The sequence below is a fragment of the Bacteroides sp. AM54-2NS genome (genome assembly GCF_003602935.1).
GTDB classification, from domain to species: Bacteria; Bacteroidota; Bacteroidia; order Bacteroidales; family Bacteroidaceae; genus Bacteroides; species Bacteroides xylanisolvens.
The window spans coordinates 1-24130 of sequence record NZ_QTMZ01000062.1 but is presented as its reverse complement, the minus strand read 5'-3'; the positions used below and the strand labels follow the sequence as shown (position 1 = coordinate 24130).

General features: G+C 41.4%; 25 protein-coding genes, 1 tRNA gene and 3 pseudogenes. 18 read left to right on the top strand and 11 right to left on the bottom strand.

Translation table 11 applies throughout. The features are described 5' to 3' along the window. The first annotated feature begins 269 nt into the window (after window positions 1–269). Together DXA05_RS23380 and DXA05_RS23375 are read left to right on the top strand one after the other, a co-directional pair. Window positions 270–803 carry a hypothetical protein gene (locus tag DXA05_RS23380; RefSeq protein ID WP_128859684.1) on the top strand — a complete coding sequence of 178 codons (534 nt, stop codon included), beginning with the start codon at window positions 270–272 and terminating at the stop codon, window positions 801–803. A gap of 157 nt (window positions 804–960) precedes the next feature. Continuing rightward, a complete protein-coding gene (locus DXA05_RS23375) occupies window positions 961–1848 on the top strand; it encodes a DMT family transporter (RefSeq protein WP_074705488.1) in 888 nt (295 codons plus the stop codon). Between the two features lie 51 nt (window positions 1849–1899). On the opposite strand, the gene DXA05_RS23370 is transcribed toward DXA05_RS23375, so the two are convergent. After that, window positions 1900–1973: transfer RNA gene (locus tag DXA05_RS23370), tRNA-Thr, on the bottom strand. A 94-nt stretch (window positions 1974–2067) separates the two neighbouring features. Between DXA05_RS23370 and DXA05_RS23365 the strand changes: the two genes are divergently transcribed. Beyond that, on the top strand, window positions 2068–2670 hold the full coding sequence (locus DXA05_RS23365; RefSeq protein ID WP_128859683.1) for a TlpA disulfide reductase family protein: 603 nt from the start codon (window positions 2068–2070) through the stop codon (window positions 2668–2670). Between the two features lie 145 nt (window positions 2671–2815). Here the strand turns inward: DXA05_RS23365 and DXA05_RS23360 are convergent, their stop codons facing one another. Continuing rightward, window positions 2816–3547, bottom strand: a complete 732-nt coding sequence (locus DXA05_RS23360) for a class I SAM-dependent methyltransferase (protein ID WP_008025809.1) — start codon at window positions 3545–3547, stop codon at window positions 2816–2818. A 95-nt stretch (window positions 3548–3642) separates the two neighbouring features. On the opposite strand from DXA05_RS23360, the gene DXA05_RS23355 reads away from it, so the two are divergent. Then, entirely contained in the window at window positions 3643–3828 is a 186-nt protein-coding gene (locus tag DXA05_RS23355; RefSeq protein ID WP_004300779.1) for a hypothetical protein, read from the top strand. Between the two features lie 4 nt (window positions 3829–3832). Next, entirely contained in the window at window positions 3833–4300 is a 468-nt protein-coding gene (locus tag DXA05_RS23350) for a hypothetical protein (RefSeq protein WP_008025807.1), read from the top strand. A gap of 313 nt (window positions 4301–4613) precedes the next feature. Here DXA05_RS23350 and DXA05_RS23345 read toward each other — a convergent pair whose 3' ends face one another. The 6 genes and pseudogenes from DXA05_RS23345 to DXA05_RS23320 all read right to left on the bottom strand — a co-directional run bounded on the left by DXA05_RS23345 (window position 4614) and on the right by DXA05_RS23320 (window position 9421). Beyond that, window positions 4614–4991, bottom strand: coding sequence for a VOC family protein (locus tag DXA05_RS23345; RefSeq protein WP_008025806.1), 378 nt, complete (start codon window positions 4989–4991; stop codon window positions 4614–4616). Between the two features lie 14 nt (window positions 4992–5005). Then, window positions 5006–6150 (bottom strand): annotated as a pseudogene (locus tag DXA05_RS23340) (DUF4468 domain-containing protein). Window positions 6151–6163: 13 nt separating this feature from the next. Then, window positions 6164–6895, bottom strand: coding sequence for an MBL fold metallo-hydrolase (locus DXA05_RS23335; RefSeq protein WP_004311361.1), 732 nt, complete (start codon window positions 6893–6895; stop codon window positions 6164–6166). Between the two features lie 66 nt (window positions 6896–6961). Further along, window positions 6962–7609, bottom strand: a complete 648-nt coding sequence (gene pdxH / locus DXA05_RS23330) for a pyridoxamine 5'-phosphate oxidase (RefSeq protein WP_120071031.1) — start codon at window positions 7607–7609, stop codon at window positions 6962–6964. A gap of 43 nt (window positions 7610–7652) precedes the next feature. After that, window positions 7653–8357: a pirin family protein gene (locus tag DXA05_RS23325; protein WP_004314524.1), complete on the bottom strand. Its 705-nt coding sequence runs from the start codon at window positions 8355–8357 to the stop codon at window positions 7653–7655. Between the two features lie 63 nt (window positions 8358–8420). Beyond that, window positions 8421–9421, bottom strand: a pseudogene (locus DXA05_RS23320) (2-hydroxyacid dehydrogenase). A 210-nt stretch (window positions 9422–9631) separates the two neighbouring features. On the opposite strand from DXA05_RS23320, the pseudogene DXA05_RS23315 reads away from it, so the two are divergent. Then, window positions 9632–11040, top strand: a pseudogene (locus DXA05_RS23315) (outer membrane beta-barrel protein). A gap of 117 nt (window positions 11041–11157) precedes the next feature. On the opposite strand, the gene DXA05_RS23310 reads toward DXA05_RS23315, so the two are convergent. After that, the gene (locus DXA05_RS23310; protein WP_008644596.1) at window positions 11158–12447 is read right to left on the bottom strand and encodes a DcaP family trimeric outer membrane transporter; all 1290 of its coding nucleotides are present in this window, start codon (window positions 12445–12447) and stop codon (window positions 11158–11160) included. 163 nt (window positions 12448–12610) lie between these two features. Here DXA05_RS23310 and DXA05_RS23305 point away from each other — a divergent pair, with 163 nt between their 5' ends. Next, on the top strand, window positions 12611–13117 hold the full coding sequence (locus DXA05_RS23305; RefSeq protein WP_004314521.1) for an RNA polymerase sigma factor: 507 nt from the start codon (window positions 12611–12613) through the stop codon (window positions 13115–13117). A 229-nt stretch (window positions 13118–13346) separates the two neighbouring features. Here DXA05_RS23305 and DXA05_RS23300 read toward each other — a convergent pair whose 3' ends face one another. Continuing rightward, window positions 13347–14351, bottom strand: coding sequence for a virulence RhuM family protein (locus DXA05_RS23300; protein ID WP_009041228.1), 1005 nt, complete (start codon window positions 14349–14351; stop codon window positions 13347–13349). A 234-nt stretch (window positions 14352–14585) separates the two neighbouring features. Here DXA05_RS23300 and DXA05_RS23295 point away from each other — a divergent pair, with 234 nt between their 5' ends. From DXA05_RS23295 to DXA05_RS23280, 4 genes are all read left to right on the top strand, one after another. Then, complete coding sequence (locus DXA05_RS23295) at window positions 14586–15266, top strand: queuosine precursor transporter (RefSeq protein WP_128859682.1); 681 nt, start codon at window positions 14586–14588, stop codon at window positions 15264–15266. 8 nt (window positions 15267–15274) lie between these two features. Continuing rightward, complete coding sequence (gene queC / locus DXA05_RS23290) at window positions 15275–15934, top strand: 7-cyano-7-deazaguanine synthase QueC (protein ID WP_015532987.1); 660 nt, start codon at window positions 15275–15277, stop codon at window positions 15932–15934. 602 nt (window positions 15935–16536) lie between these two features. Continuing rightward, window positions 16537–16992 (top strand): preQ(1) synthase, encoded by a 456-nt coding sequence (queF, locus tag DXA05_RS23285; RefSeq protein WP_008644607.1) that lies wholly within the window; start codon window positions 16537–16539, stop codon window positions 16990–16992. A 55-nt stretch (window positions 16993–17047) separates the two neighbouring features. After that, on the top strand, window positions 17048–17680 hold the full coding sequence (locus DXA05_RS23280) for an HD domain-containing protein (protein WP_128859681.1): 633 nt from the start codon (window positions 17048–17050) through the stop codon (window positions 17678–17680). Between the two features lie 114 nt (window positions 17681–17794). On the opposite strand, the gene rlmH is transcribed toward DXA05_RS23280, so the two are convergent. Then, window positions 17795–18268: a 23S rRNA (pseudouridine(1915)-N(3))-methyltransferase RlmH gene (gene rlmH / locus DXA05_RS23275; protein ID WP_004314516.1), complete on the bottom strand. Its 474-nt coding sequence runs from the start codon at window positions 18266–18268 to the stop codon at window positions 17795–17797. Window positions 18269–18395: 127 nt separating this feature from the next. Here rlmH and DXA05_RS23270 point away from each other — a divergent pair, with 127 nt between their 5' ends. From DXA05_RS23270 to DXA05_RS23240, 7 genes are all read left to right on the top strand, one after another. Then, window positions 18396–18788, top strand: coding sequence for a DUF4783 domain-containing protein (locus DXA05_RS23270; RefSeq protein WP_004311346.1), 393 nt, complete (start codon window positions 18396–18398; stop codon window positions 18786–18788). Further along, complete coding sequence (nadC, locus tag DXA05_RS23265) at window positions 18781–19629, top strand: carboxylating nicotinate-nucleotide diphosphorylase (protein ID WP_004314515.1); 849 nt, start codon at window positions 18781–18783, stop codon at window positions 19627–19629. The genes DXA05_RS23270 and nadC overlap by 8 nt, the downstream gene beginning before the upstream one ends. Window positions 19630–19854: 225 nt before the next feature. Beyond that, window positions 19855–20406, top strand: a complete 552-nt coding sequence (locus DXA05_RS23260) for a sigma-70 family RNA polymerase sigma factor (RefSeq protein ID WP_128859680.1) — start codon at window positions 19855–19857, stop codon at window positions 20404–20406. Further along, a complete protein-coding gene (locus DXA05_RS23255) occupies window positions 20390–21439 on the top strand; it encodes an outer membrane beta-barrel protein (RefSeq protein ID WP_008644614.1) in 1050 nt (349 codons plus the stop codon). Before DXA05_RS23260 ends, DXA05_RS23255 begins: the two co-directional genes overlap by 17 nt. Window positions 21440–21450: 11 nt before the next feature. Next, on the top strand, window positions 21451–21975 hold the full coding sequence (locus tag DXA05_RS23250) for a DUF4943 family protein (protein WP_008644616.1): 525 nt from the start codon (window positions 21451–21453) through the stop codon (window positions 21973–21975). A 211-nt stretch (window positions 21976–22186) separates the two neighbouring features. Continuing rightward, entirely contained in the window at window positions 22187–22912 is a 726-nt protein-coding gene (locus DXA05_RS23245) for a DUF4858 domain-containing protein (RefSeq protein ID WP_004314511.1), read from the top strand. Window positions 22913–23079: 167 nt separating this feature from the next. After that, window positions 23080–24024 (top strand): nitronate monooxygenase, encoded by a 945-nt coding sequence (locus DXA05_RS23240; RefSeq protein ID WP_074705506.1) that lies wholly within the window; start codon window positions 23080–23082, stop codon window positions 24022–24024. Window positions 24025–24130: the final 106 nt, after the last annotated feature.

The following is a 24130-nucleotide window of genomic DNA, read 5'->3' as shown; positions in this document are numbered from 1 at the left end:
CATTTAGAGGAGTAGTGGATATGAGCTTCTTCCTTTTTAGGCTAGCAAAGGTATATGCATGAAGGGAATTGACTAAACTTAATCCCCCAAGAATTACAACTGAGCCGGACCACTTGAAAATTCGAGAATATTCCTGCATTATGGTATGGTACAATAGGTACTGTGTTTAATTCTTTATTTTAGGCTTTTCCCTATTGACAATTGTAGTATTCACTAGTTTTTTATGATTTTCCTGCGTTACTTTTGTTATAAACCAAAAGAAAAACGCCATGAAAAAGATTTTATTTATCCTATTTGCTACCCAATTTATTTTGGCTCCTTATATAATAAAGAGCTATGGTGCAAATCTTATTGAAGACAATTATGAGTATTCGGGAGTTAATCAAGGGAGAAAGACTGTCGAAAAGGATATCTTTGGAAATATCATCATTCGTGATGATAAAGGCAATAGAAAGACCATTGAAAAAGATATTTTTGGGAATATCACCATTCGTGATGATAAAGGTAATAGAAAGACTATCGAAGAGGATATTTTTGGAAATACCATCATTCGTGATGATAAGGGTAATAGAAAGACTATCGAAGAGGATATTTTTGGAAATACTATCATTCGAGACAATAAAGGTAATAGAAAGACGATTAAAAAAGATATCTTTGGAAATACCATTATCGAAGATGGCAAAGGCAATAGAACAACCATTAAAAAAGATATTTTGGGGAACGAAATAATTGAAAGTAGTGATGGTCATAGAAAAATTATCAAAAAGGATATTTTTGGAAATACAGTCATTGAGGATTATTAAAAGGTTATATTTATAAGGAGGAAATGTATCAGGCTTATCTTCTTGTACTGATTTAGGGGTTAGATCGATTAACTGATAATGTGAAATTAATGGTGATATTAAAGAAATATTTATGATCTTTGTACCCATGAATATCGGAAATTAGTTGAATAGATTGATGAATCGTATAAAAGGTATACTTTATGCAGCGGTGTCTTCCTCTACTTTTGGACTGGCTCCGTTCTTTTCCCTCACTTTATTGTTGGCAGGTTTTTCAGCTTTCGAAGTGCTTTCCTATCGTTGGGGAGTGGCGACAATTGCGTTGACTCTGTTCGGATGGTGTTCAGGATGTAGTTTTCGATTGGAAAAGAAGGATTTTTTAGTTGTTCTTTTATTAAGTTTGTTGAGGGCAGTTACTTCATTCAGTTTGCTTATAGCATATCAGAATATAGCTACCGGGGTGGCGTCAACCATTCATTTTATGTATCCGTTGGCGGTATCTCTAGTTATGATGTACTTCTTTCAGGAAAAGAAATCCCTTTGGGTGATGTTTGCGGTCTTCATGTCCTTGTTAGGAGCGGCCTTGCTTTCATCGGGGGAACTGGAGGCGAAAAATGGTGATACGATAGTCGGACTGGTAGCAGCTTGTGTTTCTGTGTTTTCCTATGCGGGGTATATTGTTGGTGTACGAATGACATGCGCTGTTCGAATCAATTCCACTGTACTGACTTGTTATGTTATGGGGTTAGGAACCGTTCTTTATTTTATAGGTGCTCTGACTACTTCCGGGCTTCGGCTGGTAGCTGACGGTTATACCTGGTTGATTATTTTGGGACTTGCATTACCGGCTACAGCCATTTCTAATATAACATTGGTACGAGCTATTAAATATGCAGGGCCTACGCTGACATCTATTTTAGGTGCGATGGAACCATTGACAGCTGTGGTGATAGGAGTTTTTGTGTTTAAAGAACTATTTACTCTGAATAGCGCTATTGGGATTATTTTAATTCTGTTGGCTGTGAGTGTGGTAATATTTCGTAAACAAAAAAATGAAAGAGTATAAATAAAAAAAATGCTGTTTTACCTGATCGGATAAACAACATTTTTATAGGAGAGCCTCTTGTCGGATTCGAACCAACGACCCCGAGATTACAAATCACGTGCTCTGGCCAACTGAGCTAAAGAGGCGTTTTTCTTTTGCGGGTGCAAAGGTATGAATTTCTTTTAAAAATGCAAATACATCGCATACTTTTTTTATATTTGCAAAGTTACCAATGATTAGATGAAAATGAAAATTATGAATGTATGTGGTATGGCGATTTTAGCCATAGGTATATGGGCTTGTTCCGGACAGAAAAAGGGGACGGCAAATGTAGAAGTTGCAACAGATAGTGTAGAAGTAGCTGCAGATACTATATCTGTTCAGGCAGATAGTACAGGATATATTGTTCGGGTAGGAGAGATGGCTCCGGACTTTACGATTACCCTGACAGATGGTAAACAAGTGAGTCTATCTTCCCTTCGTGGTAAGGTTGTCATGTTGCAGTTTACTGCAAGTTGGTGTGGAGTTTGTCGTAAAGAAATGCCATTTATTGAGAAGGATATTTGGTTAAAGCATAAAAATAATGCAGACTTTGCTTTAATTGGCATTGACCGTGACGAACCACTTGATAAAGTATTGGCTTTTGCTAAATCTACCGGAGTGACTTATCCGTTAGGACTGGATCCGGGAGCTGATATTTTTGCGAAATATGCATTGCGTGAATCCGGAATAACAAGAAATGTGTTAGTTGATAAGGAAGGAAGAATTGTAAAACTGACTCGTTTGTATAATGAAGAAGAGTTTGCTTCTCTTGTACAGAAGATTAATGAGATGCTGAAATGAAAGAAAGCCTTCATTAGGCGTATCTGACGGAGCATTTATGAGCATATAAAAATAGTGACGCTATCCTGATGTGATGGCGTCACTATTTAGGTTATATAGTGACGCTATCCGGAACGCATACCGTCACTATATAATAATGAGCTTTTCAAGCAATACTAAGTTTGACTAGGTAATCGTAATGTTTTCCTTCTTTCACTAGTTCTGCCTTAAAACCACATTCGGAAGCGTATAAACTAAGAGTCTGGAAATCTAGATATAACCAGTCGAATGTGTCTCCTTTTACATCTTTATATTGCATTTGGAAGTCAATCTCTCCATAATAATCTCCGGCCAGATCGATGACTATGCTGCCGTCTTCTTCTTCAAAAAGATAGCGCAAATCGCTGGAATCCATGAGTATGCATCCGCCGGGACGGAGAATACGTTTCATTCGTTGGAAGAATCCGGGCATATTATTCAGTCTTCCGATAATTCCGGAACCATTCATAAGCATCAGGATCGTGTCGAATGTTTCGGTAAATGTTTCGTCAAAAAGGTTGATGAGGCGCGGATCGTTCACTCCGCGTTGTTGCATCACTTCGACGGATAACGGAGAAATATCAATGGCACACACTTCTTTTCCCATTTCCTGAAGTGCCAGTGCATGGCATCCGCTTCCGGCACCTACATCCAATATTCGTCCTGTAGCCATTTGTAGGGCGGTACGCTCTAATATAGGCATAGACTGTATACTACGGAACAATTCTTTGACGGGAATTTCATCTTCTTCGAATTGGGAAGAGAATACCCGCAAACGATCAGCTCTGTGATGGTTGAAATAATCAGAAATAGCGGCTCCCATCGGGTCCTTTTCTGCAGAAAGAGTTGTTGTTGCCATTGGTGGTTACGATTGTTAACTCTGCAAAGATAAATAAATCCGCAGAAAAGGGTTATCTTTGCCGTCGGAAATGTTGAATACTAATAAATGATTATATGAGTATAGAAGAAGCAATCATGGGTGGAATCGTTTTTAAAGGTAAGAAAGATAAGCCCAAAGAAGAGGAAAAAGTGAAGACGAAAGCGAAAAAAGCGACGTATATTCGTGGACAGCATGGTTCGGGTGCAGCGAAGATGAAAGCAGATATCCGGAAGAAGAGAGCTAGCCGTCATAAGAAATAAAAGTATGGTTATAAATATAATAATTTGTGTAGTATCTGTTGTACTTATGTTGCGGGGTGCTTTTCTAATTCTGAAAATGGGACTCTTGTGGATGCTTCATTGCAGGATAATAAAATCGTATGACAGGAAAACACATGGAAAGGTAGTGGATATAGAGACACAGGTAAAGTCTGATGGTATGAATATTACTGATGTATGTATACCAAAAATAAAATATAAATTGGAGGGAGAAGACGAGAAGTGTTGCCAATTTCTTCCTTCTAATCTAAAGAGTGGAGAGGAAAATAACATTTATCTTTATCCAAAACAGTATCATATAGATGATAAGGTTACCATATTGTATGATAAAGGTAAGGCGAATGATATGTTTGTGTTGCCCAGAATGCAACTAATGAGGCTGCTTGTTAACCAATTTGTTCCTGGTTGTTTTTTTATACTGGCGGCAATTTTAGGATTATGCTTTGTTTTTTAGAAACAGCATAGGCTGTCCGAAAAGCCTTAGAGGAATATTATAGAGTAGTACAATAATAGTAGAGTCAAATCAAGGTTAAAAGGGAAGAGCCCGATGCAAAACCGGACTCTTTATCAATCTTGTTAATTTTTGGAGACATTTGTTGAATATCTCTGCTTAGAAATACAAAAAAAGGCAACTAACTCGCAGTGAATTAGTTGCCTTATCTTTTTTATTTATTAAATGTCCCTTTTTAATCTGTTTAGCTTTTTGGGCCACTCCAAATTGTAGTAAGGGTGATTTTTCTTTTTAGGGACTTTTGGAACGACCTCTCTTACTTTTGTGGAAGTACCTCAATCCAGTAATCGTCCGGGTCATTGATGAAATAAAGCCCCATGGCCGTGTTCTCAAAACATACACAATTCATTTCTTTGTGATAAGCTCTGATTGCATCGTAATCGCCGGCTACACGAAAGCAGAGATGGCTTTCGTTTTCCCCCAGTTCGTATGGAGCAGTATGATCTTTCAACCACGTCAATTCCAGCAAGAAACCTGTTTCGTTATCAGTCAGGTAGACTAACGTGAACGAGCCGTCGGATGCTTCCTTCCGATGATGTTCTTTTAAGCCGAGTGCTTTTTCATAAAAAGCGATACTCCGCTCCAGATTAGTGACGTTGATATTAAAATGGTCAAATTTACTTTTTATTTCCATTGTTGCGATTTTCTTTATTTTTTCATTAAGAGCTTCACGATTTCTCCAACATACGTGCGCGGTTGTCCGGCTTGCGGAGTTGTCTGTGAAGGCATTTTCTTACATTCGATAACAGCCGAAGGTGTTGTTTGGTTTGGAGCGTACAATTTTAATGTATAGCTATCTGCCTTTTCTATTGCATCGTAAGCTTGATCGGGTGAAAGTGTGCAATAGGCAACTGCTTTTCCTGATTGATAACCAAGTGCGCCACCAGCATTTGCAGTCATATTGGTCATGTTGAACTCATCTTTTCCGATGCTGATTACTAATTTTCCGCTTCCCATCAAAGCATATACTTCACCCGGGATTTGTTTCAAATCAATTTCTATATAACCCGGCATATCAGCGGAAGCCTTGCCTGCAGGAGTAGCAGGAGTGAGAGTTGCAGCAGGAACAGTGGTTTGAGCAGGTTCGCCAGTTGTCACTTTTATATCAGTCTTTTTATCTGCGCCACCAATGACAATCGGACCTGCGGCTGCAACGATTGATGGAGTTTTTTGCTCTTCTTCTTTCTTCTTTTTCTCTGTTTTCGGACGGGTGTCAGGTGCTCCGAAGCTACCGCTACATCCATGAATATATCATCGGCGAAGTCTACAGTTTTTCTACGCCATTTGGCCAAGCCACGTACTAATTTAGTCTTAGCTTTATTGAGCGCATATTTATCAGTAATCCATTCTTCGGCTTTATATTTTTCTGTTTCACGATAAGTAAAACGGATTTTTTCAAGCTCTACCAGGCAGTTTCCGGGTTTGCAGGTAACGGTAATCTGATAGTTAACTAATGTACGGTCTAATGACAGGGCACTGGAATGGAAAACAATCCATTCTTCTCCAATACCGGCAATTGTTCCTTTTACTTCGTCGGAGAAAACAATGCGGCTGTCGGTGTTTTTATTCTCTTTCAGACGTTCATCCATCCACTTTGTCATTGTGTCGTAGATTTGTGCCTGACTCATTCCGGGAATCTGGAACTCTTTGGAAAATACTACTTTACCTTCTACTTCAGGAACAGCTCCTGCAAGGTACCTGGTGTCATCTTTCTTCTCTTTTGCAGAATCTGCCTTCATTGCCATCGGCAATGCGAGAAACATAGTAAGAAACAGAATCGTAAATTTATTCATAATTATAATGTGTTTATTTGGTAATCTCAAAACTTTCGCCCCGACGGGTGATGCTGATAAAACGGCATCCTGCATTTTCTGCAAAACTACGAAGCGCATTTCCTCCTTCATAATCTTCACTGAAGTGCATGGGCACAAATATAGTAGTTTTTATTTGTTCGATGAACTGTTTTGCCCCTTTCATGTAATCTTTTCCCATTCTCCGATCCACCGGGAATAGCACTAGATCGATGTTAGGCACTTTTTCTTTTAAATATTTAACTTCTGCAAGGAAATCACCATTGGCTTTTCGTATCTCTTCTTCGGTCGATTCTTCACTCCAGTGCCAGTTGTTCAAGTCGCCGGCATGGAAGATACTCCAATCTTGTAAGTGAAGAAGGAACGAACTGCCGACATCTGTCGATCCGAAGGCGTCGATGCGGATCGTGTCGTCTTCGTATGTTTCTCCTTTTTTAATATAGAAAGCATCTTCGGCTTTGGCACGATGGGACTTCAGAATATCTTTGGAGAAGATGTATTGAATGTCGGGGCGTTGCTCTTTCCAAGTCAATATTTCACGGTTGAAGTGGTCGGGATGGAAATGGGTGGCCAATACGTACAGTTTACCCGGCCTTTGCAGGAGATAATCATGCACGATTCCCCGGTTGTGTTCCGTTTCGGAAGAATCTTTGTAGTAATCGATGATAATGGTTACACCTTCCATTTCGATGGCGAAACCGCTGTGATAAATATAATCCAGTGTCATAGCTGACTATTTTATGGTTGCAATATTACGTATTCTCGTTGGAGTTGCCAAGAAAAATCGACGAAATCAAGGAGCAAGACGACTGATTTTCCATTCACCGTCCGGTTGTAGGGTGTATAGAAAGCGGTCGTGCAGTCGGTTGGAGCGTCCTTGCCAGAATTCAATCCTTGTAGGTGTGACGGCATATCCGCCCCAATTATCAGGTCTTTCCACTTCTTTTCCAATCCATCGGGCGGCTTCTCTGACGAAGGATCGTATCAATTGCATTCTGCTTGCTATCGGTTGACTTTGCGGAGAAATTCGTGCGCCAATCCGGCTTTTATAAGGACGTTTCCGGAAGTATTCATCCGATTCTTCCGGTGAAACTTTCGTCGCTATTCCTTCTATATGTATTTGTCTTTCGAGAGCGTGCCAGACAAAAGAGAGGGAGATAGATGGGTTTTGTGCCAATTGTTTGCCTTTGCGGCTTTCGTAATTGGTATAAAAGATAAATTTTCCATCATGGAGTCCTTTTAACAATACTGTACGTGTGGACGGTCTCCCTTCGGGGGATACAGTTCCTACAATGACCGCAGTCGGTTCGTCCACCTCTGCGTCAATCGCTTCTTGCAGCCAACGACTGAAAAGCGAAAGCGGGTCGCCGGGAAGTTCACTTTCCCGCAACCCGCCTTTCGTATATTCCTGTCGGATATCTGCTATGTTTAATTTCGCCATAAGATTATCTGGCAGCTTTAGTTTATTATTTTTAATGATGATATCACATAGGTACTTCTATTAATAGAATATGTGAGTCTTTCAATGTCTCCAGTTCAACGCTGTTCGTATCGTAAACACCCATGCCGTCACGACGTTTCAGAACTTCACCGTCTACTACTATTTCTCCTTCAATGAGGAAGATATAGACGCCTGCATGACTTTGATGCATGTGATAACCTAATTTCTTTCCGGCTTCTACTTTGCCGATGGAGAACCAGGTATCTTGCAAAAGGGAAGCAGGTGTGCTACCGTCGGGAGATACGATGACTGCCAGTTCGTTCGGACGCTCCAGTTCTGCAATGCTGAAATCCTGATAAACGGGACGGGTATTCCGTTCTCTCGGCATAATCCAAATCTGCAGGAATTCCACCGGTTCTACCGGACTTGCATTTACTTCACTATGGAAGATTCCTGTTCCCGCACTCATTGTCTGAATTTCTCCGACAGTAATAATGCGGCTGTTCTTCTTGCTGTCTCCATGTTGCAGATGTCCTTTCAGAGGAATGGAAATGATTTCCATATTCTTATGCGGGTGAGTCTGAAAACCTTGTCCGGGCGCAACCTTATCATCATTCAATACGCGGAGAGCACCAAAATTGATACGGTCGGAGTCGAAGTACTCGTCAAAACTGAAAGTGTGATAACTATCCAGCCAATCATACTGGGAATGTCCTCTTGTATCTGCTTTATGTATTACTTTTTTCATAAAAACTGTCCTTTCTCTTATTTGTTTATATGTTTGGTAAACAAAGAAAGCGGCTTAAAAGTTTTATTTCTTCACTTCATTTAATAAAGGCTTGTGATTGATAAAATCTTTTATGTTTTGCAGGGTGGTTACGGCAATATTCTCCATTGCTTCATGTGTGAAAAAAGCTTGATGAGAGGTGACGATTACATTGTTGAACGAGAGCAAACGGGCGAGTACATCATCGTCGATGATGCGGTCGGATTGATCTTCATAAAAGTATTCGCTTTCTTCCTCGTATACGTCCAGTCCTGCGGAACCTATTTTCTTGTTCTTCAGTCCTTCAATCAGCGCATTGGTATGAATCAGTTGCCCGCGACCGGTATTGATAATCATTACTCCGTCTTTCATTTTGCTGATGGAGTAGTCGTTTATCAGGTATTTGGTCTCTTCAGTGAGCGGACAGTGTAAGGAGATAATATCCGAATTGTGGTATAGTTCGTCCAGTGAAGTATAAACTATTTGTTCTTGACGGGCGAAGTTGTAGTCCGGATAGAGGTCGTAAGCCAGTACGTTCATGCCGAAACCTCTTAAGATATGAATTAATATTTTCGCTATTTTTCCTGTGCCGATGATACCTGCTGTTTTCCCGTGCATATCGAATCCCATCAGACCGTGCAGGGAGAAATTACCGTCTTTGGTACGCCAGGAGGCGCGAGGTATTTTGCGGTTTAGCGATAGCATAAGTGCTACCGTGTATTCTGCAACAGCATAGGGAGAATAAGCGGGAACCGCACTACGGTGATTCCGGCAGCGGAGGCAGCATTTAAATCTACATTATTAAATCCGGCACAGCGTAATGCCAGTAGTTTCACTCCGTTTGCCGCCATCACACGGATTACTTCTGCGTCGGCAACGTCGTTCACAAAGATACAGACTGCATCCACTCCTTGTGTCAGTAGTACGTTGTTTTTATTCAGGTGTCCTTTGTAATATCGTATTTCAAATCCAAACTCTTTGTTTTTGTCATTGAAAGAGGACTCGTCATAAGGCTTTGTGCCGAAAAATGCAATTGTATAGGCCATAATATTTTCAGTTTTTATTGCTTACTAGTAAACGCTAAAATAGGGTGAATTGTTTATCCTTTTGGGGGCTATAAATGTGAATTGTTTCATTAGAAACAGTTTACTTTTTCAATTAAAATAGGAGGCTAAATGAAAATAAATGCACAAACGTATCTCTCGTGTGCAATAATATCGTATCTTTGCGCCCGAAATAATTAAAAAAAGATTTAGATGAGAAAAATTTCCTTGATTGGATTTGTAATGCTAATCGTTTCAATTCCAACTTTTGCCGGAGGTCTTCTGACAAATACTAATCAACACGCTGCTTTTCTTCGTATGCTATCTCGTGGTGCTACCTTTGAAATAGACGGGGCTTTGTCCAATCCTGCCGGTTTGGCTTTTTTGCCGAATGATGGTTTCCATATGGGATTGAGTGTTCAGAGTGCCTTTCAGACGAGAAATATTGATGCTAGCTTCTATACTTATAATGGAATTGCTATGAATAATGGGAGCCCGGTTATGGTTGATGGGAAACCGGTACCAACAAAATCAGATAACCCATTTAATAAATATTATAAGGGAAAAGCTGCTGCACCGGTCATTCCTAGTGTGTTCGCAGCCTATAAGAAAGGAGATTGGACGATTTCCGGTTTCTTCGCTATAACTGGCGGAGGTGGAAAGGCTTCGTTTGATGACGGTCTGCCTATGTTCGACGCGGCTGCTATGGCGGGGATTTTTCAGGGTAGTATTCCGGGACACCTTACTCCTGGTGTACAAAGTCCTCTTGTGACTCCCAATATGTATGACATCAATAGTGCAATGGATGGTAAGCAATACATCTATTCTTTACAGTTAGGACTAACTTATAAAATTAACGATTGGCTTTCTGCATTCGCCGGTGGACGTATGAACTATTTTACAGGTGGTTATAAAGGTTTTCTAAATGCTCATCTGAAAGAAGCTTATGGTGGTGGCGAATTGATGAATTTGGAATTGGATTGTGATCAGACGGGTTGGGGATTGACTCCTGTTCTCGGTGTGGATGCCAAGTTTGGTAAATTCAATATTGGTGCGAAATATGAATTCAAGACGAACTTGAATATTGAAAACAAAACTAATAATTTGAAATATCCAGATTCGGCAGAGAGTTTGGTTGGTAGCTATAAAGACGGTGTGAATACTCCGAATGATATTCCTTCTATGCTTTCGGTAGCAGTGGCTTATGAATTCCTTCCAGTGTTGCGTGCATCTGTAGAGTATCACTTCTATGATGATAAGAAAGCGGGAATGCTGGTGACAAACAGAAATATCTGACAAAGGGAGCAAATGAATATTTAATGGGTATTGAATGGGATGTAACCAGGCAACTGACATTGAGCTGTGGCGGACAGATTACAGACTACGGATTATCTGACGATTTCCAAAGTGATACGAGTTTCTCTTGTGACTCTTATACATTGGGTGTTGGAGCGAAAGTGAAGTTGAGTGAAAGAGCAGCTTTGAATGTTGGTTATATGTGGACTACCTATGAAGATTATACTAAAACTTCAAAGAATTATAGTGGTACAGGATTGCCTGGTACCAATGTATATAGCCGTACTAACAAAGTATTTGGTCTTAGCATTGACTACAGATTCTAAATAAATTAGAACTCAATAAAATACGAAGTTAATAATGATGAGAGGGAGATAGCGTTTCAATGGCTGTCTCCCTCTTCAATTTTATACAATGAAATAATCTTTTATGTATATGCTGATTTAGAAAGAATACTGCACCAGCATATTCAACCGGTTGGCATGGCGGGTTGCGGAACTGAAATCAGTGCGCCATCCTCTCAAATATTCAACGCCGACTTGCAGATTGCTGCTTACATTCCAGAAAGCATTGGCTACCAGATATTGTCCTTTACGATAGGATTCGGGATTCTCACTAGGATATCCATTTTCAGAATAAAGTCTGGACAGACTGTATGTTCCGGATATAAAGATGCTCGGGCAAAGATTGTATTGCAATCCTGCATACCATCCCAGCATCGGAAGAACTTGCATTTTTCCTTCCTTGTCGGGATCGGGGACGATGTCTACGTTCAGGTTGCTTAAATCATTCAGGTAGGAACCGATACCTTTTCCATAATTAAATTGTCCGTATGCCTGCAATTTCTTGGTAATATTGAAGGTTGTAGAGGCTTGCAGACCGAAGCCGGTAGCAGAATAGGCTTTCTCATGCACATTGCTCGAATAAGTCATGCTGCGGATAATGGCTCCTAATTTAATATGGCTGTTGCTGTTCCAGTTATACTGTACGGAAGTGGCAAAGTCAGGCATCCGTTGGGTGTTGATAGACAAATCATTGTTGGTTGTTCCGTCTACCGAAGGCATTTCCATAGAAACACCAAACTTCCAGTTTTTCAACTTATCACACATATAGCTTAATTGCGTAGTGCGGTAAAAGGCTGAACCGTTAGGCCCTGCAAAGTCGATAGTTGGAGGCAGTGCGGAGAGGTCCATGAACGAACCATAGCTGTACCCGATAGTGAAACCGAGGAATTGTGCGTAAGCGTTTTGTAATTCAAAGGTCTTTCCATCGCCACGGAAGTTTCCGGCAGTGTAAACTACGAAGTCTCCCAAATGTTTGGTACGTCCTACCAATTTGAGGAACAGGGTGGAAGTGGTGATGTCCATCTGGAATTGGTTCTTTGCAAAATTGCCGCTTCCGCGTTGTGGTATCAATGCCGGATAGAAATCTACATCATTAACGATACCGTTAAAATCATACTCTGCCGTTGCACGAACGTATCCTCCGATGCCGAGGGCGAATTTCCCTTTCTGGTCAGTGAGCAGGAAACGGGGAGCATTGGGGTCGTGAAAACGCATCTGTGAACGGTCGTTCATGATTCGGATGATTTCATCTCCTGCTTTGTTCTTTGAGACAAACATGATCGAGTTGGGCTCTTCATCTTCGATGATTACCTTCTTTTGCGCATGGGCACAGAGGGGGAAAATTCCTATCCCCAGTAGCATAGCTACCATTTTAAAGCTTGTTTTCATTATGAGTTAAGTTTTAGGTGAATGCCCAATCAACAACTAAAAAAAGAAATGGTTGAGAGGGGCAAAGGAAAAATTGCCAAACTAATCGGAAGAATTGCTATTTATAATGATTCTAAAAAAGCGGATCTTTGTACCGTACTAATTAGATAAAAGAAATACGACGATGGAAAAAGTAGATTTTACGAAAGGAATATTAGCGATACAACCGGATTTGCATCGCTTCGCATATAAATTGACGGCAGATCGCGAATCTGCCAATGATTTGGTTCAGGATTGTTTGTTGCAGGCATTGGATAATCAGGAGAAGTTTACGTATAGCAAAAATCTGAAAGGATGGATGTATACGCTTATGCGTAATATTTTCGTGAATAACTATCGTCGTACAGTTCGCGAAATGAACTTGATTGATGATAGTTACTCCATCAATCAACAACATCTGATAGAAGATGAGGATGCTGACAGATTCGAATTTACATACGATATGAAACAGTTGTATAGGGTGATACATTCCATACCGGAAGAGATGAAAGTGCCTTTTCAGATGTTTGTAGCTGGATTTAAATATAGAGAAATTGCCGAGAAATTAGGATTGCCGATGGGAACGGTGAAGAGCCGTTTGTTTTTCATCCGTAAACGGTTGAAGGAGGAATTGAAAGATTTCTCCTCCTGATGCGCCTTTTTAATTGAGTGATGTGTTTTAAGGTCAAAGTGATGAGCCTTCCTGTCAGAATACGACGCTGATGGGGAGGCTCTTTTTTATTGTCAATCCAGTATTTCCTGTACTCTGTGTTTAGCCTTTTGGACAGTTGCTTGTGCGGTATGGGTTGCTTCTATAGCTTTTTCTTTCACTGTAGTCGTCTGAAAAGGATTGTTCATAGAGAGTTTTCATTTTTTTTTAGTCATCCTTTCTTTTTAGTTTTATAATTCAGTGTTTTGATGCTGTTGAGGTAGGCTTGTTCTACGGGTGAAAGCGTGCGTACTTCCCACTTGCGATATTCTGTTTCAGCTTTATCCATAGCTTGTTCATGACTTATCATACCGGCATCCATCAATAGAACTTCTCCCGTAGAAGACAGTATGGCATCCAGATGTTTGATGTAATCGTTCATGTACATTGGACGGTGCTTGATAGCTTGTACTTCGGCAAAATCAAAATATCCGGAGACAAGGTTGTTCAGCACTTTGAGTTCTTCTGCGCTCAAGTAGTTCTTGGCTATCTTTGCATCGCGCAATGTCGGATGGTCGCCTTTAAAGGAAGTTAGTCCCATCATGTGTTGGTCGGCATCGGCTCGTTCATAAATAACTTCTGCAGCTGTATGTCCGTGGGCTGCAAAGTGTAGCTTATTCTGAACAATCTTGAAGAATTCAATAGATTGTTTGGCGTGGGGATCGTAATCTACGGCAGTAGCATAGATATCAAGCACTTGTCTATACATCACCTTTTCAGACGATCGGATGTCACGGATGCGGTCGAGTAACTCTTTCCAATAATAGCCTCCTCCCATCTGCTTCAATCGTTCATCATCCATGGTAAAGCCTTTGATGATATATTCTTTAAGGCGTGCCGTTGCCCATTGACGGAAGTGTGTGGCTTGAATTGAATTTATTCGGTAGCCTAAAGATATTATCATATCAAGATTGTAGTGAGGAATTTCTCTTTCAACCATGCGCGCTCCTTCTTGTCGAACCTGTCGGATTTTCCGACAGGTTGATTCTTCAACAAGTTCACCATCTTCATAAATGTGCTTAATATGTTCTACCACATTTGTTCGAGATGTCTGGTAAAGGTCGGCCATTTGCTGTTGGGATAGCCATACGGTATCTTCGTCCATCTGCACTTCTATGTGTGTCTGCCCGTCTTCGCTTTGGTAGATGATGATATTGCTTTTATTTTCTTTTGCCATGATTTAGAGATATCGTTTTTTAAAATATAGTTTATAAGTTTAATCTTTGATACAAACATTAAGCTCTGTATTTGGCAAAGTTATGTCTTTTCAGTGAAATGTATGTCAATCATCAGATTTCTTTTGCTTTTTCATAGTTTTTCCTATACCTTTGCAGCGCAAAAGAATAAAAAGACATTTGATGCCGTGAATAGCGGTCGTGTATTCTAGAACACCACGTAAAAAACAGGAATTATGAAAGAAAAAGTATCTGTACCCTTTATGCTGCTGGGTATCCTTTTTAACGTTTGCCTTATTGCAGCCAATCTTCTTGAAACGAAAGTAATCCAGGTCGGTAGTTTGACCGTGACAGCCGGATTATTGGTTTTTCCTATTTCTTATATTATAAATGACTGTATCGCCGAGGTTTGGGGATTCAAGAAAGCGCGCCTTATCATTTGGAGTGGTTTTGCTATGAACTTCTTTGTGGTTGCTCTTGGGTTGATAGCTGTTGCTATTCCTGCTGCTCCTTTTTGGGAAGGTGAAGAGCATTTTGATTTTGTGTTCGGTATGGCTCCACGTATTGTGGCTGCCAGTCTGATGGCCTTTTTGGTAGGCTCGTTTCTCAATGCGTATGTGATGAGTAAAATGAAAGTAGCCAGTCAGGGACGTAACTTTTCAGCCCGTGCCATTTGGTCGACTGTGGTGGGTGAGACTGCCGATTCATTGATTTTCTTCCCGGTAGCTTTTGGAGGTGTCATTGCCTGGAAAGAACTGCTTATCATGATGGGGATTCAGATTGTACTGAAATCCTTGTATGAGGTGATAATCCTCCCGGTAACGATCCGTGTGGTGAAAGCAATCAAGAAAATAGACGGTAGTGATGTTTACGACACCGATATCTCTTATAATGTATTGAAAGTCAAAGATATTTAATATAGAATATGAATAGAGAAGCAGCATTAGTTGTGTTTAGTGGTGGGCAGGATTCTACCACTTGCCTGTTTTGGGCAAAACGCAATTTTAAGAAAGTATATGCCTTGAGTTTTCTGTATGGTCAGAAGCATCAGAAAGAAGTGGAACTTGCGCGGGAGATAGCCCGGAAAGCGGAAGTGGAATTTGATGTGATGGATGTTTCCTTCATCGGACAGCTAGGCCATAATTCATTGACCGATACCACCATGGTGATGGATCAGGAAAAGCCGGCAGATAGTGTTCCCAATACATTTGTTCCGGGACGTAACCTGTTCTTTTTGAGTATTGCGGCTGTGTATGCCCGTGAACGTGGTATTAATCATTTGGTAACGGGAGTTTCCCAAACGGATTTCAGCGGTTATCCCGATTGTAGGGATGCGTTTATCAAGTCTCTCAATGTGACTCTCAATTTGGCTATGGATGAACAGTTTGTAATTCATACTCCTTTGATGTGGATTGATAAAGCAGAGACATGGGCGTTGGCCGACAAACTGGGAGTACTGGAACTGATTCGCACCGAGACTTTGACATGTTATAATGGTGTTCAAGGAGATGGCTGCGGACATTGCCCGGCTTGTACGTTACGCCGGGAAGGATTGGAGAAGTATTTAAAAAGTAAGAATCAATAATATCTCTACATAGAGATTAAAATGCATTTTCTTGCTGTCGTCTGTCACATTGTTGTTGTTAAACGGTTGATTATAAAATAAATAGTTTGTGACAGCAAGTGGTGACAGCAACAAAATTTGATATTTTGCCGTCACATCTATTGTCACTGGTAAGTTTCAACTAATAGAAGATAGTAGCTTCTGCCTGGAATGTATTGGCTTAGTTTAGTTTCAGCAGCTTGAAACTAAAGTTCCAACGGTAGGAAACTAGAGTTTCAACGGTGGGAAACTAGAGTTTCAACGGTGGGAAACTAAAGTTTTTGTTACTTGAAACTATTAGTTCCAAGGCGTGAAACACTTGGTTCCTCGGTGTGAAACACTTTGTTTCTCTACGGGAAACTCTTTGTTTCAGGTAATGAAACAAACTGTAACAAGTAAGCTGCGGATAAAGCAACCGTGGGTTAAGAGTTGATGGTGATAGGTGATAGATGCGGTGATAGGTTGTAAAACGAATCTTTCACCACTGAAACATCGATGAATAGAGTGTTTAAGATTGGTCGGTGATAGGTGAAAGAGGAAATGTGTTTTTTTATCTAGAATAGGGGTTGTAGTTAACGAGTACAATGACAGAATTAAAAGACCAACTTTCTTTATTAGGAAGAAAGACCGAGTATAAGCAAGATTATGCTCCTGAAGTATTGGAAGCTTTTGATAATAAGCATCCTGAAAATGACTATTGGGTACGTTTTAACTGCCCGGAATTTACAAGTCTGTGTCCTATCACAGGGCAACCGGATTTTGCTGAAATACGTATCAGCTACATTCCTGATATAAAAATGGTAGAAAGTAAGAGTTTGAAACTCTATCTTTTCAGTTTCCGCAGTCATGGTGCTTTTCATGAGGACTGCGTAAATATCATTATGAAGGATCTTATAAAATTAATGAATCCCAAATATATTGAAGTAACAGGTATCTTTACTCCTCGTGGCGGTATTTCTATCTATCCATACGCCAATTACGGTCGTCCGGGAACAAAATTCGAGCAGATGGCGGAACATCGTTTGATGAATCGGGAGTAAATGAATCGGGAATAATAGTAAAGATATAAAAACTCATTAGCTAAAAATATCGAATATGACTCATCATGTGCCCGCTGATTTGCAAAGCTATGTTTGCCAAAGTATTATCCCTCAATATGCCAACTTTGATAAAGCGCATCAAATCGATCATGTAGAAAAGGTGATTGAGGAAAGTCTGAAATTAGCGATGCATTATGAAGTCGATTATTCGATGGTTTACATCATTGCTGCTTATCATGACCTGGGGTTGTATGAAGGACGTGAATTTCATCATATAGCCTCTGGTAAAGTTTTGTTAGCTGATGAAACTTTACGTCGTTGGTTTACCGAAGAACAACTGTTACAAATGAAAGAAGCGATAGAAGATCATCGGGCTTCCAACAAACAGGCTCCCAGAACAATCTATGGAATGATTGTAGCCGAGGCTGACCGAATTATAGATCCCGAAATAACTTTGCGTCGTACCGTTCAATATGGATTATCCCATTATCCGGAAATGGATAAAGAGGGGCAATATGCCCGCTTCCGGAAACATCTTACTGATAAATATGCAGAAGGAGGGTATCTGAAACTATGGATACCCCAATCGGATAATGCAGGTCGGTTGGCGGAACTTCGAAATTTGATTGCTAATGAGGACGAACTGATTAAGGTATTTGATAAGTTGTATTCAGATGAATTAGAATAGACTATCCTGATATTTTTTTACTTTTATATTTATCGGGTTGTAGTTTACAAAGAAACTATTTATTTCAGAGTAGCCAAAATAGGCTACTCCTTTTAACACTATATTGAGAATACTTTATTCGTGATGATACGGCCCTCCATTCAATATCGTCATTGCCCGATAAATCTGCTCAACGAATATCAACCGAATCATTTGATGAGAAAAAGTCATCTTCGACATTGAAATCTTTTCGTGTGCTGCCTGATACACTTTTTCTGAAAAGCCATAAGGACCTCCGATAATAAAAACGAGCCGTTTATTCACCGTATTCATTTTCCGTTTCATATATTCGGCAAACTCAAGAGAGCGCATTTCTTTTCCGTGTTCATCGAGCAGCACCACGACGTCACCCGGTTGAAGAGCTTTCAGTATCAGTTCTCCTTCCTTTTCTTTCTGTACTTCCATTGAAAGACTCTTCGTGTTTTTCAGTTCAGGAATCACTTCCATATCAAAAGTGATATAGCGTTTGGTGCGCTGGATATAGTCGTTGATGGCAGTGATATAGTGTTGTTCTACGGTTCGTCCTACGACGAGCAGGGTTGTTTTCATACGTCTATAATTCTGATTATTGCACAAAAATAGGCATTTTTTATGTTATTCTGCAATTAATGCTTACCTTTGCCTATCATTAGTTGAAAGTTTAAGCCTTTAAACTTCAACTTAAAAGCTTGTAATTATGAAAAAACGAGTGCTCGTAGGAATGACCGCATTGCTTCTTTCCCTCTCGTTGCTAATGGCGCAAGAGATACCGGCAGGAGTGATTACGGCATTTAAAAGAGGAAGCTCGCAAGAGCTAAGTAAGTATATGGGGGACAAGGTAAACCTGGTGCTCCAAGGTCGCTCGACAAACGTTGACAAACAGAAAGCAACAGCTGCGATGCAGGAATTCTTTACGGAGAATAAAGTCAGCGGATTTAATGTGAACCATCAGGGAAAACGGGACGAATCAAGTTTCGTTATCGGCACGTTGGCTACTACTAATGGGAACTTTCGTGTGAACTGCTTCCTGAAGAAAGTGCAGAATCAATATTTAATACATCAAATAAGAATTGACAAGATCAATGAATAAGGAAAAAGAACTGATCGACAAGTTGATCGATCTTGCTTTTGCAGAAGATATAGGTGATGGCGATCATACCACCCTTTCATGTATTCCCGCTACGGCAATGGGAAAATCAAAATTGCTTATCAAAGAAGCCGGTGTACTGGCAGGTATCGAAGTTGCCAAAGAAATCTTCAATCGCTTCGACCCCACTATGAAAGTGGAAGTGTTTATCAACGACGGAACAGAAGTGAAACCGGGCGACGTAGCAATGGTAGTGGAAGGAAAAGTGCAATCTTTGCTTCAGACCGAACGCCTGATGTTGAACGTGATGCAGCGTATGAGCGGCATCGCAACCATGACCCGCAAATACGCAAAGGTATTGGAAGGAACAAATACCCGTGTGCTCGACACCCGTAAGACAACTCCCGGTATGCGCATCCTCGAAAAAATGGCAGTGAAAATCGGTGGTGGAGTAAACCATCGTATTGGTTTGTTCGACATGATTCTTCTGAAAGACAACCACGTAGACTTTGCCGGAGGTATTGACAAAGCCATCACTCGCGCCAAAGAATATTGCAAGGAAAAAGGCAAAGACCTGAAAATAGAAATAGAAGTCCGCAGCTTCGACGAACTGCAACAAGTTCTTGACCTCGGCGGAGTGGATCGTATCATGTTTGATAACTTCACTCCCGAGATGACTAAGAAAGCAGTGGAGATGGTAGCAGGCAAATACGAAACCGAATCTTCGGGCGGCATTACCTTTGATACCCTCCGTGACTATGCCGAATGTGGCGTAGACTTCATCTCGGTAGGGGCTTTGACTCATTCAGTGAAAGGACTGGATATGAGTTTCAAAGCGTGCTGATTTTTTTTCACCACAGAGGACGCAGGGTACACAGAGGAACAATGATAGGAAATTCTTCCTATAAAGTAAGTTTAAAATCTCTGTGTACCCTGCGTCCTCTGTGGTGAACTCTCTTCTGTTCTTTAACTTCTTTTAGCAATATTCCTTGCAGCATTCCTCAAACTCTTGCGTCTAATGAGTAAAACGACGCAGACATACGTTCGATTTTAAAAAAAGTAATTGACTTTGGAAAACGAGATAGAACTGATAAAGGGCTGTCGGGCAGGAAAGGATTCAGCCCGAAGGGAACTTTACACCCTCTATTCCAAACAGATGCTGGCGGTATGTTTCCGCTATACGGGCGATATGGATGCGGCGCACGATGTACTGCATGACGGTTTCATCAAGATTTTTACCAACTTCTCGTTCCGGGGCGAGTCTTCGCTTTGTACATGGATCACCCGGGTGATGGTCACTCAATCACTCGATTTCCTGCGGCGGGAGAAACGAGTCAGCCAGTTGGTAGTGCATGAAGAGCAGCTTCCCGATATACCGGATATATCGGACTCGGGAGGAGGGGCTGGAATCTCCGAAGAGCAATTGATGGCTTTTATTGCCGAATTGCCGGATGGTTGCCGAACCGTTTTCAACCTTTATGTGTTTGAAGAGAAATCGCACAAGGAGATAGCCAAGATGCTTCACATTAAAGAACATTCGTCTACTTCGCAGTTGCACCGGGCCAAGTATTTGTTAGCAAAAAGAATTAAAGAGTATAGGAATCATGAAGAAAGAAAATGATGAAATAACCGATCTGTTTCGCACGCGTCTCGCTGATGCAGGGATGAGTGTACGGGATGGCTTTTGGGAAGAGCTCTCGCAGGAAATACCTGTGGCTTGCCAGCATCGTCGTCGGATTCTGCTCTTCCGTGTGGCGGCTGCGGCATCTGTATTGCTCGTTTTGGCGGCCTCGTCGGCTACTTTCTTGTATTTCTCTCCCAAAGAAGAAATGGAAGAAGCATTTACAAAGATAGCCGTGACAAATGGAGGGCAGATGGATGGAGATGGAATACGCGTCAATCAGTTACCGTTGCCGGTAGAACCGGTGTTGCCGAAACCGGCTCCAAAGTCTTACGGTATGCTGTCACAATACACGGAGGAAGAAGATTCGCTTTCTATCACTTTCTCCATGTCGTTTTCTTTTTCCGCCACTACTTCTACGGGAAATGGCAACCGATATGGTAATCAAGGGAATAACGGCTTTTGGCAGGCAACAAACGGTGATACGGAATCATCTGTTGCTCCGGAAGAACAATCGAATGTGAATGTGGCTCAACCCGAAGCGGTGAAAAAGCATCGCTGGGCGATGAAAGTTCAGGTAGGCACGGCGCTTCCGGCTGATAATGGCACTTATAAAATGCCGGTTTCCGCAGGGGTAACGGTAGAGCGTAAACTAAACGAATCTCTCGGAATAGAAACCGGATTACTTTATTCAAACCTTCGTTCGGCGGGACAGCATTTGCACTATCTGGGTATTCCCGTTAAAGTAAATGTAACCCTGGTGGATACGAAGAAAATAGACCTTTACGCCACCGTAGGAGGAATAGCCGATAAATGTATCGCCGGCGCGCCGGACAACAGTTTTAAAGAAGAACCTATCCAACTGGCAGTGACTGCCGGCATTGGAATCAATTATAAGATTAATGACCGACTTGCTGTTTTTGCCGAACCCGGAGTTTCGCATCATTTCAAAACAGATTCGAAACTGGCTACGGTACGAACGAAACGGCCGACTAATTTTAATTTACTTTGCGGACTTCGCATGACGTATTAACCCTTATGAAAATGAAAAAAACACTACTAATGCTGTGGATGGCTGTTTGCCTGATCGTATCTTTTACAGGATGCACCAGCGAAGAAATGGATTATAACAATCCGGATGTTGCCCTTTTTGTGAAACAATTGAAGTCGGGTACGTACAAGATGAAAAATGATAAAGGGGTGGTGGAGGTCCCTCATTTTACGGAAGAGGACATCCCCGAACTTTTAAAATATGCAGAAGATCTGACCATTATTCCTTCTTTTCCGTCGGTTTATAATATGAACAACGGTAAGATTCGGTTGGGCGAGTGTATGCTTTGGGTGATTGAGTCTATCCGCCAGGGCACACCGCCGTCATTAGGTTGCAAAATGGTATTGGCGAATGCCGAAAATTATGAAGCAATCTATTTTCTGACTGATGAGGAGGTGCTCGATGCAGCCGCTTGTTATCGTAGTTGGTGGGAAGAGCGCCAATATCCGAAAACAAGATGGACGATCGATCCGTGCTACGATGAGCCGCTTTGTGGATCGGGTTATCGTTGGTGGTAACAAAGGAGGAGCTTTCGGAAAGTAAAAAATAGGAAACATTCATGTGGGAACGTTTGTTTGTATCAGTAGTCTTATGCTGCTGACAGGGGATTACTACGCTCAAAAGACCGCTTCTCGTAGGAGAATATAGGTGGTAACGTAAGGGAGAAACGTATGTGCATTAGTGTATATGAAGTGCTCCAAAATAACAGGTAATGAAAGAGGATAGAGGATGGATAGATTGAAACGGTTTATTGCAACGATGGTACTGTGCCTGACGGCTTTATTTGCATATTCGCAAGTATGGACGGCGCAAGACTCTTTGCATTTGAAGAAATTGCTGGAGAGTGACCAGGAGTTGCATTTGAATATGGATGCTGTAAAGTCGATTGATTTCGGAACTGCGGTTGGTACTCCCCGAATGTCGGAGGAGAAAAGCTGGATGATGCCTGATGAATCGCTTCCTGAAGCATTGCCTAAACCGAAAGTGGTGTTGAGTTTGATGCCATATAAAGCGAATACCCGTTATAACTGGGACCCTATCTATCAGAAGAAGATAAAGATTGATAAAAACACTTGGCGGGGAGATCCTTTCTATGAGATACGCCATCAAAGATCCTACTCGAACTGGGCACGTAATCCGATGGCGAAAGGGGTGCGTAAATCTTTGGATGAGATACAGGCGAGTGGAGTACGTTTCCGACAGTTGAGCGAACGTGCCAATGGAATGATGGTGAACACGGTAGTGATGGACGCACCTATTCCCTTGTTTGGTGGAAGTGGGGTATATATCAATGGCGGAACGGTCGGCGGACTTGACCTGATGGCTGTCTTTACCAAAGAGTTCTGGAATAAGAAAGGCAGAGATAACCGCGCCCGCACATTGGAGGTTTTGAGAACTTATGGAGATTCTACAACTGTGTTGATAAATAAACCGATCGAACAGATTGCACGCTGAAGACGTTATAATGATGTGTTGATGTAACAATGTGTAATGTACTGACTTGAGAGTGTTTGTAATTGAATAATTAGTATATTTGTGTATTGTTATGTTGGCGCTTGTTATATAACTCTGTCGTTTTCATTGGTATTTTGGCATATTAAAACATAGATAAATAATTAATTATGAATAGAATTACTTCCCTTCTGGGTATTCAATATCCTATTATTCAAGGTGGTATGGTGTGGTGTAGCGGTTGGCGTCTTGCTTCTGCCGTGAGCAATGCCGGCGGATTGGGATTGATCGGTGTCGGTTCTATGCATCCGGACACTTTACGTGAACATATCCGTAAATGTAATGCGGCCACAAAATTTCCCTTTGGAGTGAATATCCCTTTGATGTATCCCCAAATAGAAGAGATTATGAATATTGTAGTGGAAGAGGGAGTGAAGAGTGTTTTTACCTCTGCCGGAAATCCGAAAACGTGGACCGGATGGTTGAAGGAGCGTGGAATAACAGTTGTTCATGTCGTTTCATCTTCTCGTTTTGCTATGAAATGTGAAGAAGCCGGGGTGGATGCAGTAGTAGCTGAAGGTTTCGAAGCCGGAGGGCATAATGGACGGGAGGAAACAACGACTTTCTGTTTGATTCCTGCTGTGCATGAGGCTACCACATTGCCTTTGATAGCCGCGGGAGGTATTGGTACAGGAGAAGGAATACTGGCTGCTATGGTGTTGGGGGCGGAAGGTGTGCAAATAGGAACACGTTTTGCGCTGACTGAAGAGAGTTCTGCGAGTCCGGTATTTAAAGATTATTGTTTGAGTCTCGGTGAAGGGGATACTAAGTTGTTGTTGAAAAAGCTGGCTCCGACACGATTGGTAAAGAATGCTTTTCGTGAAGCGGTGGAGAAGGCTGAAGATAGTGGTGCTACTTCCGAGGAACTAAGAACTTTGCTCGGACGCGGACGTGCTAAGAAAGGTATCTTCGAAGGTGACTTGGAAGAAGGTGAACTGGAAATAGGTCAGGTCTCGGCAATAATATCCCGTCGACAGTCGGTGGCAGAGGTGATGAATGAATTGGTTGAATCTTATCGGCAAGCTGTGGAGAAAAAATATTTGTTTGAACGATAAATGATAATTTTGCGGAGTGCCCTGAAAGGGCTTAATTATATAGCGTAGGGCAACGCCCTACGTAAAAACGACAATCTGAATTTGCGCCCTGAAAGGGCATAATTGT

Excerpts from the sequence above, each read along its gene's own strand:
- DXA05_RS23305 (WP_004314521.1), top strand. The coding sequence starts at position 12,611 with ATGGAAAAAGTAGATTTTACGAAAGGAATATTAGCGATACAACCGGAT.
- DXA05_RS23300 (WP_009041228.1), bottom strand. The coding sequence starts at position 14,351 with ATGGCAAAAGAAAATAAAAGCAATATCATCATCTACCAAAGCGAAGAC.
- DXA05_RS23255 (WP_008644614.1), top strand. The coding sequence starts at position 20,390 with ATGAAGAAAGAAAATGATGAAATAACCGATCTGTTTCGCACGCGTCTC.
- DXA05_RS23345 (WP_008025806.1), bottom strand. The coding sequence starts at position 4,991 with ATGGAAATAAAAAGTAAATTTGACCATTTTAATATCAACGTCACTAAT.
- nadC (WP_004314515.1), top strand. The coding sequence starts at position 18,781 with ATGAATAAGGAAAAAGAACTGATCGACAAGTTGATCGATCTTGCTTTT.
- pdxH (WP_120071031.1), bottom strand. The coding sequence starts at position 7,609 with ATGGCGAAATTAAACATAGCAGATATCCGACAGGAATATACGAAAGGC.
- queC (WP_015532987.1), top strand. The coding sequence starts at position 15,275 with ATGAATAGAGAAGCAGCATTAGTTGTGTTTAGTGGTGGGCAGGATTCT.
- rlmH (WP_004314516.1), bottom strand. The coding sequence starts at position 18,268 with ATGAAAACAACCCTGCTCGTCGTAGGACGAACCGTAGAACAACACTAT.
- DXA05_RS23350 (WP_008025807.1), top strand. The coding sequence starts at position 3,833 with ATGGTTATAAATATAATAATTTGTGTAGTATCTGTTGTACTTATGTTG.
- DXA05_RS23375 (WP_074705488.1), top strand. The coding sequence starts at position 961 with ATGAATCGTATAAAAGGTATACTTTATGCAGCGGTGTCTTCCTCTACT.
- DXA05_RS23245 (WP_004314511.1), top strand. The coding sequence starts at position 22,187 with ATGGATAGATTGAAACGGTTTATTGCAACGATGGTACTGTGCCTGACG.
- DXA05_RS23335 (WP_004311361.1), bottom strand. The coding sequence starts at position 6,895 with ATGACACTGGATTATATTTATCACAGCGGTTTCGCCATCGAAATGGAA.
- queF (WP_008644607.1), top strand. The coding sequence starts at position 16,537 with ATGACAGAATTAAAAGACCAACTTTCTTTATTAGGAAGAAAGACCGAG.
- DXA05_RS23295 (WP_128859682.1), top strand. The coding sequence starts at position 14,586 with ATGAAAGAAAAAGTATCTGTACCCTTTATGCTGCTGGGTATCCTTTTT.
- DXA05_RS23270 (WP_004311346.1), top strand. The coding sequence starts at position 18,396 with ATGAAAAAACGAGTGCTCGTAGGAATGACCGCATTGCTTCTTTCCCTC.
- DXA05_RS23360 (WP_008025809.1), bottom strand. The coding sequence starts at position 3,547 with ATGGCAACAACAACTCTTTCTGCAGAAAAGGACCCGATGGGAGCCGCT.
- DXA05_RS23325 (WP_004314524.1), bottom strand. The coding sequence starts at position 8,357 with ATGAAAAAAGTAATACATAAAGCAGATACAAGAGGACATTCCCAGTAT.
- DXA05_RS23310 (WP_008644596.1), bottom strand. The coding sequence starts at position 12,447 with ATGAAAACAAGCTTTAAAATGGTAGCTATGCTACTGGGGATAGGAATT.
- DXA05_RS23365 (WP_128859683.1), top strand. The coding sequence starts at position 2,068 with ATGAAAATGAAAATTATGAATGTATGTGGTATGGCGATTTTAGCCATA.
- DXA05_RS23355 (WP_004300779.1), top strand. The coding sequence starts at position 3,643 with ATGAGTATAGAAGAAGCAATCATGGGTGGAATCGTTTTTAAAGGTAAG.
- DXA05_RS23250 (WP_008644616.1), top strand. The coding sequence starts at position 21,451 with ATGAAAAAAACACTACTAATGCTGTGGATGGCTGTTTGCCTGATCGTA.
- DXA05_RS23380 (WP_128859684.1), top strand. The coding sequence starts at position 270 with ATGAAAAAGATTTTATTTATCCTATTTGCTACCCAATTTATTTTGGCT.
- DXA05_RS23240 (WP_074705506.1), top strand. The coding sequence starts at position 23,080 with ATGAATAGAATTACTTCCCTTCTGGGTATTCAATATCCTATTATTCAA.
- DXA05_RS23280 (WP_128859681.1), top strand. The coding sequence starts at position 17,048 with ATGACTCATCATGTGCCCGCTGATTTGCAAAGCTATGTTTGCCAAAGT.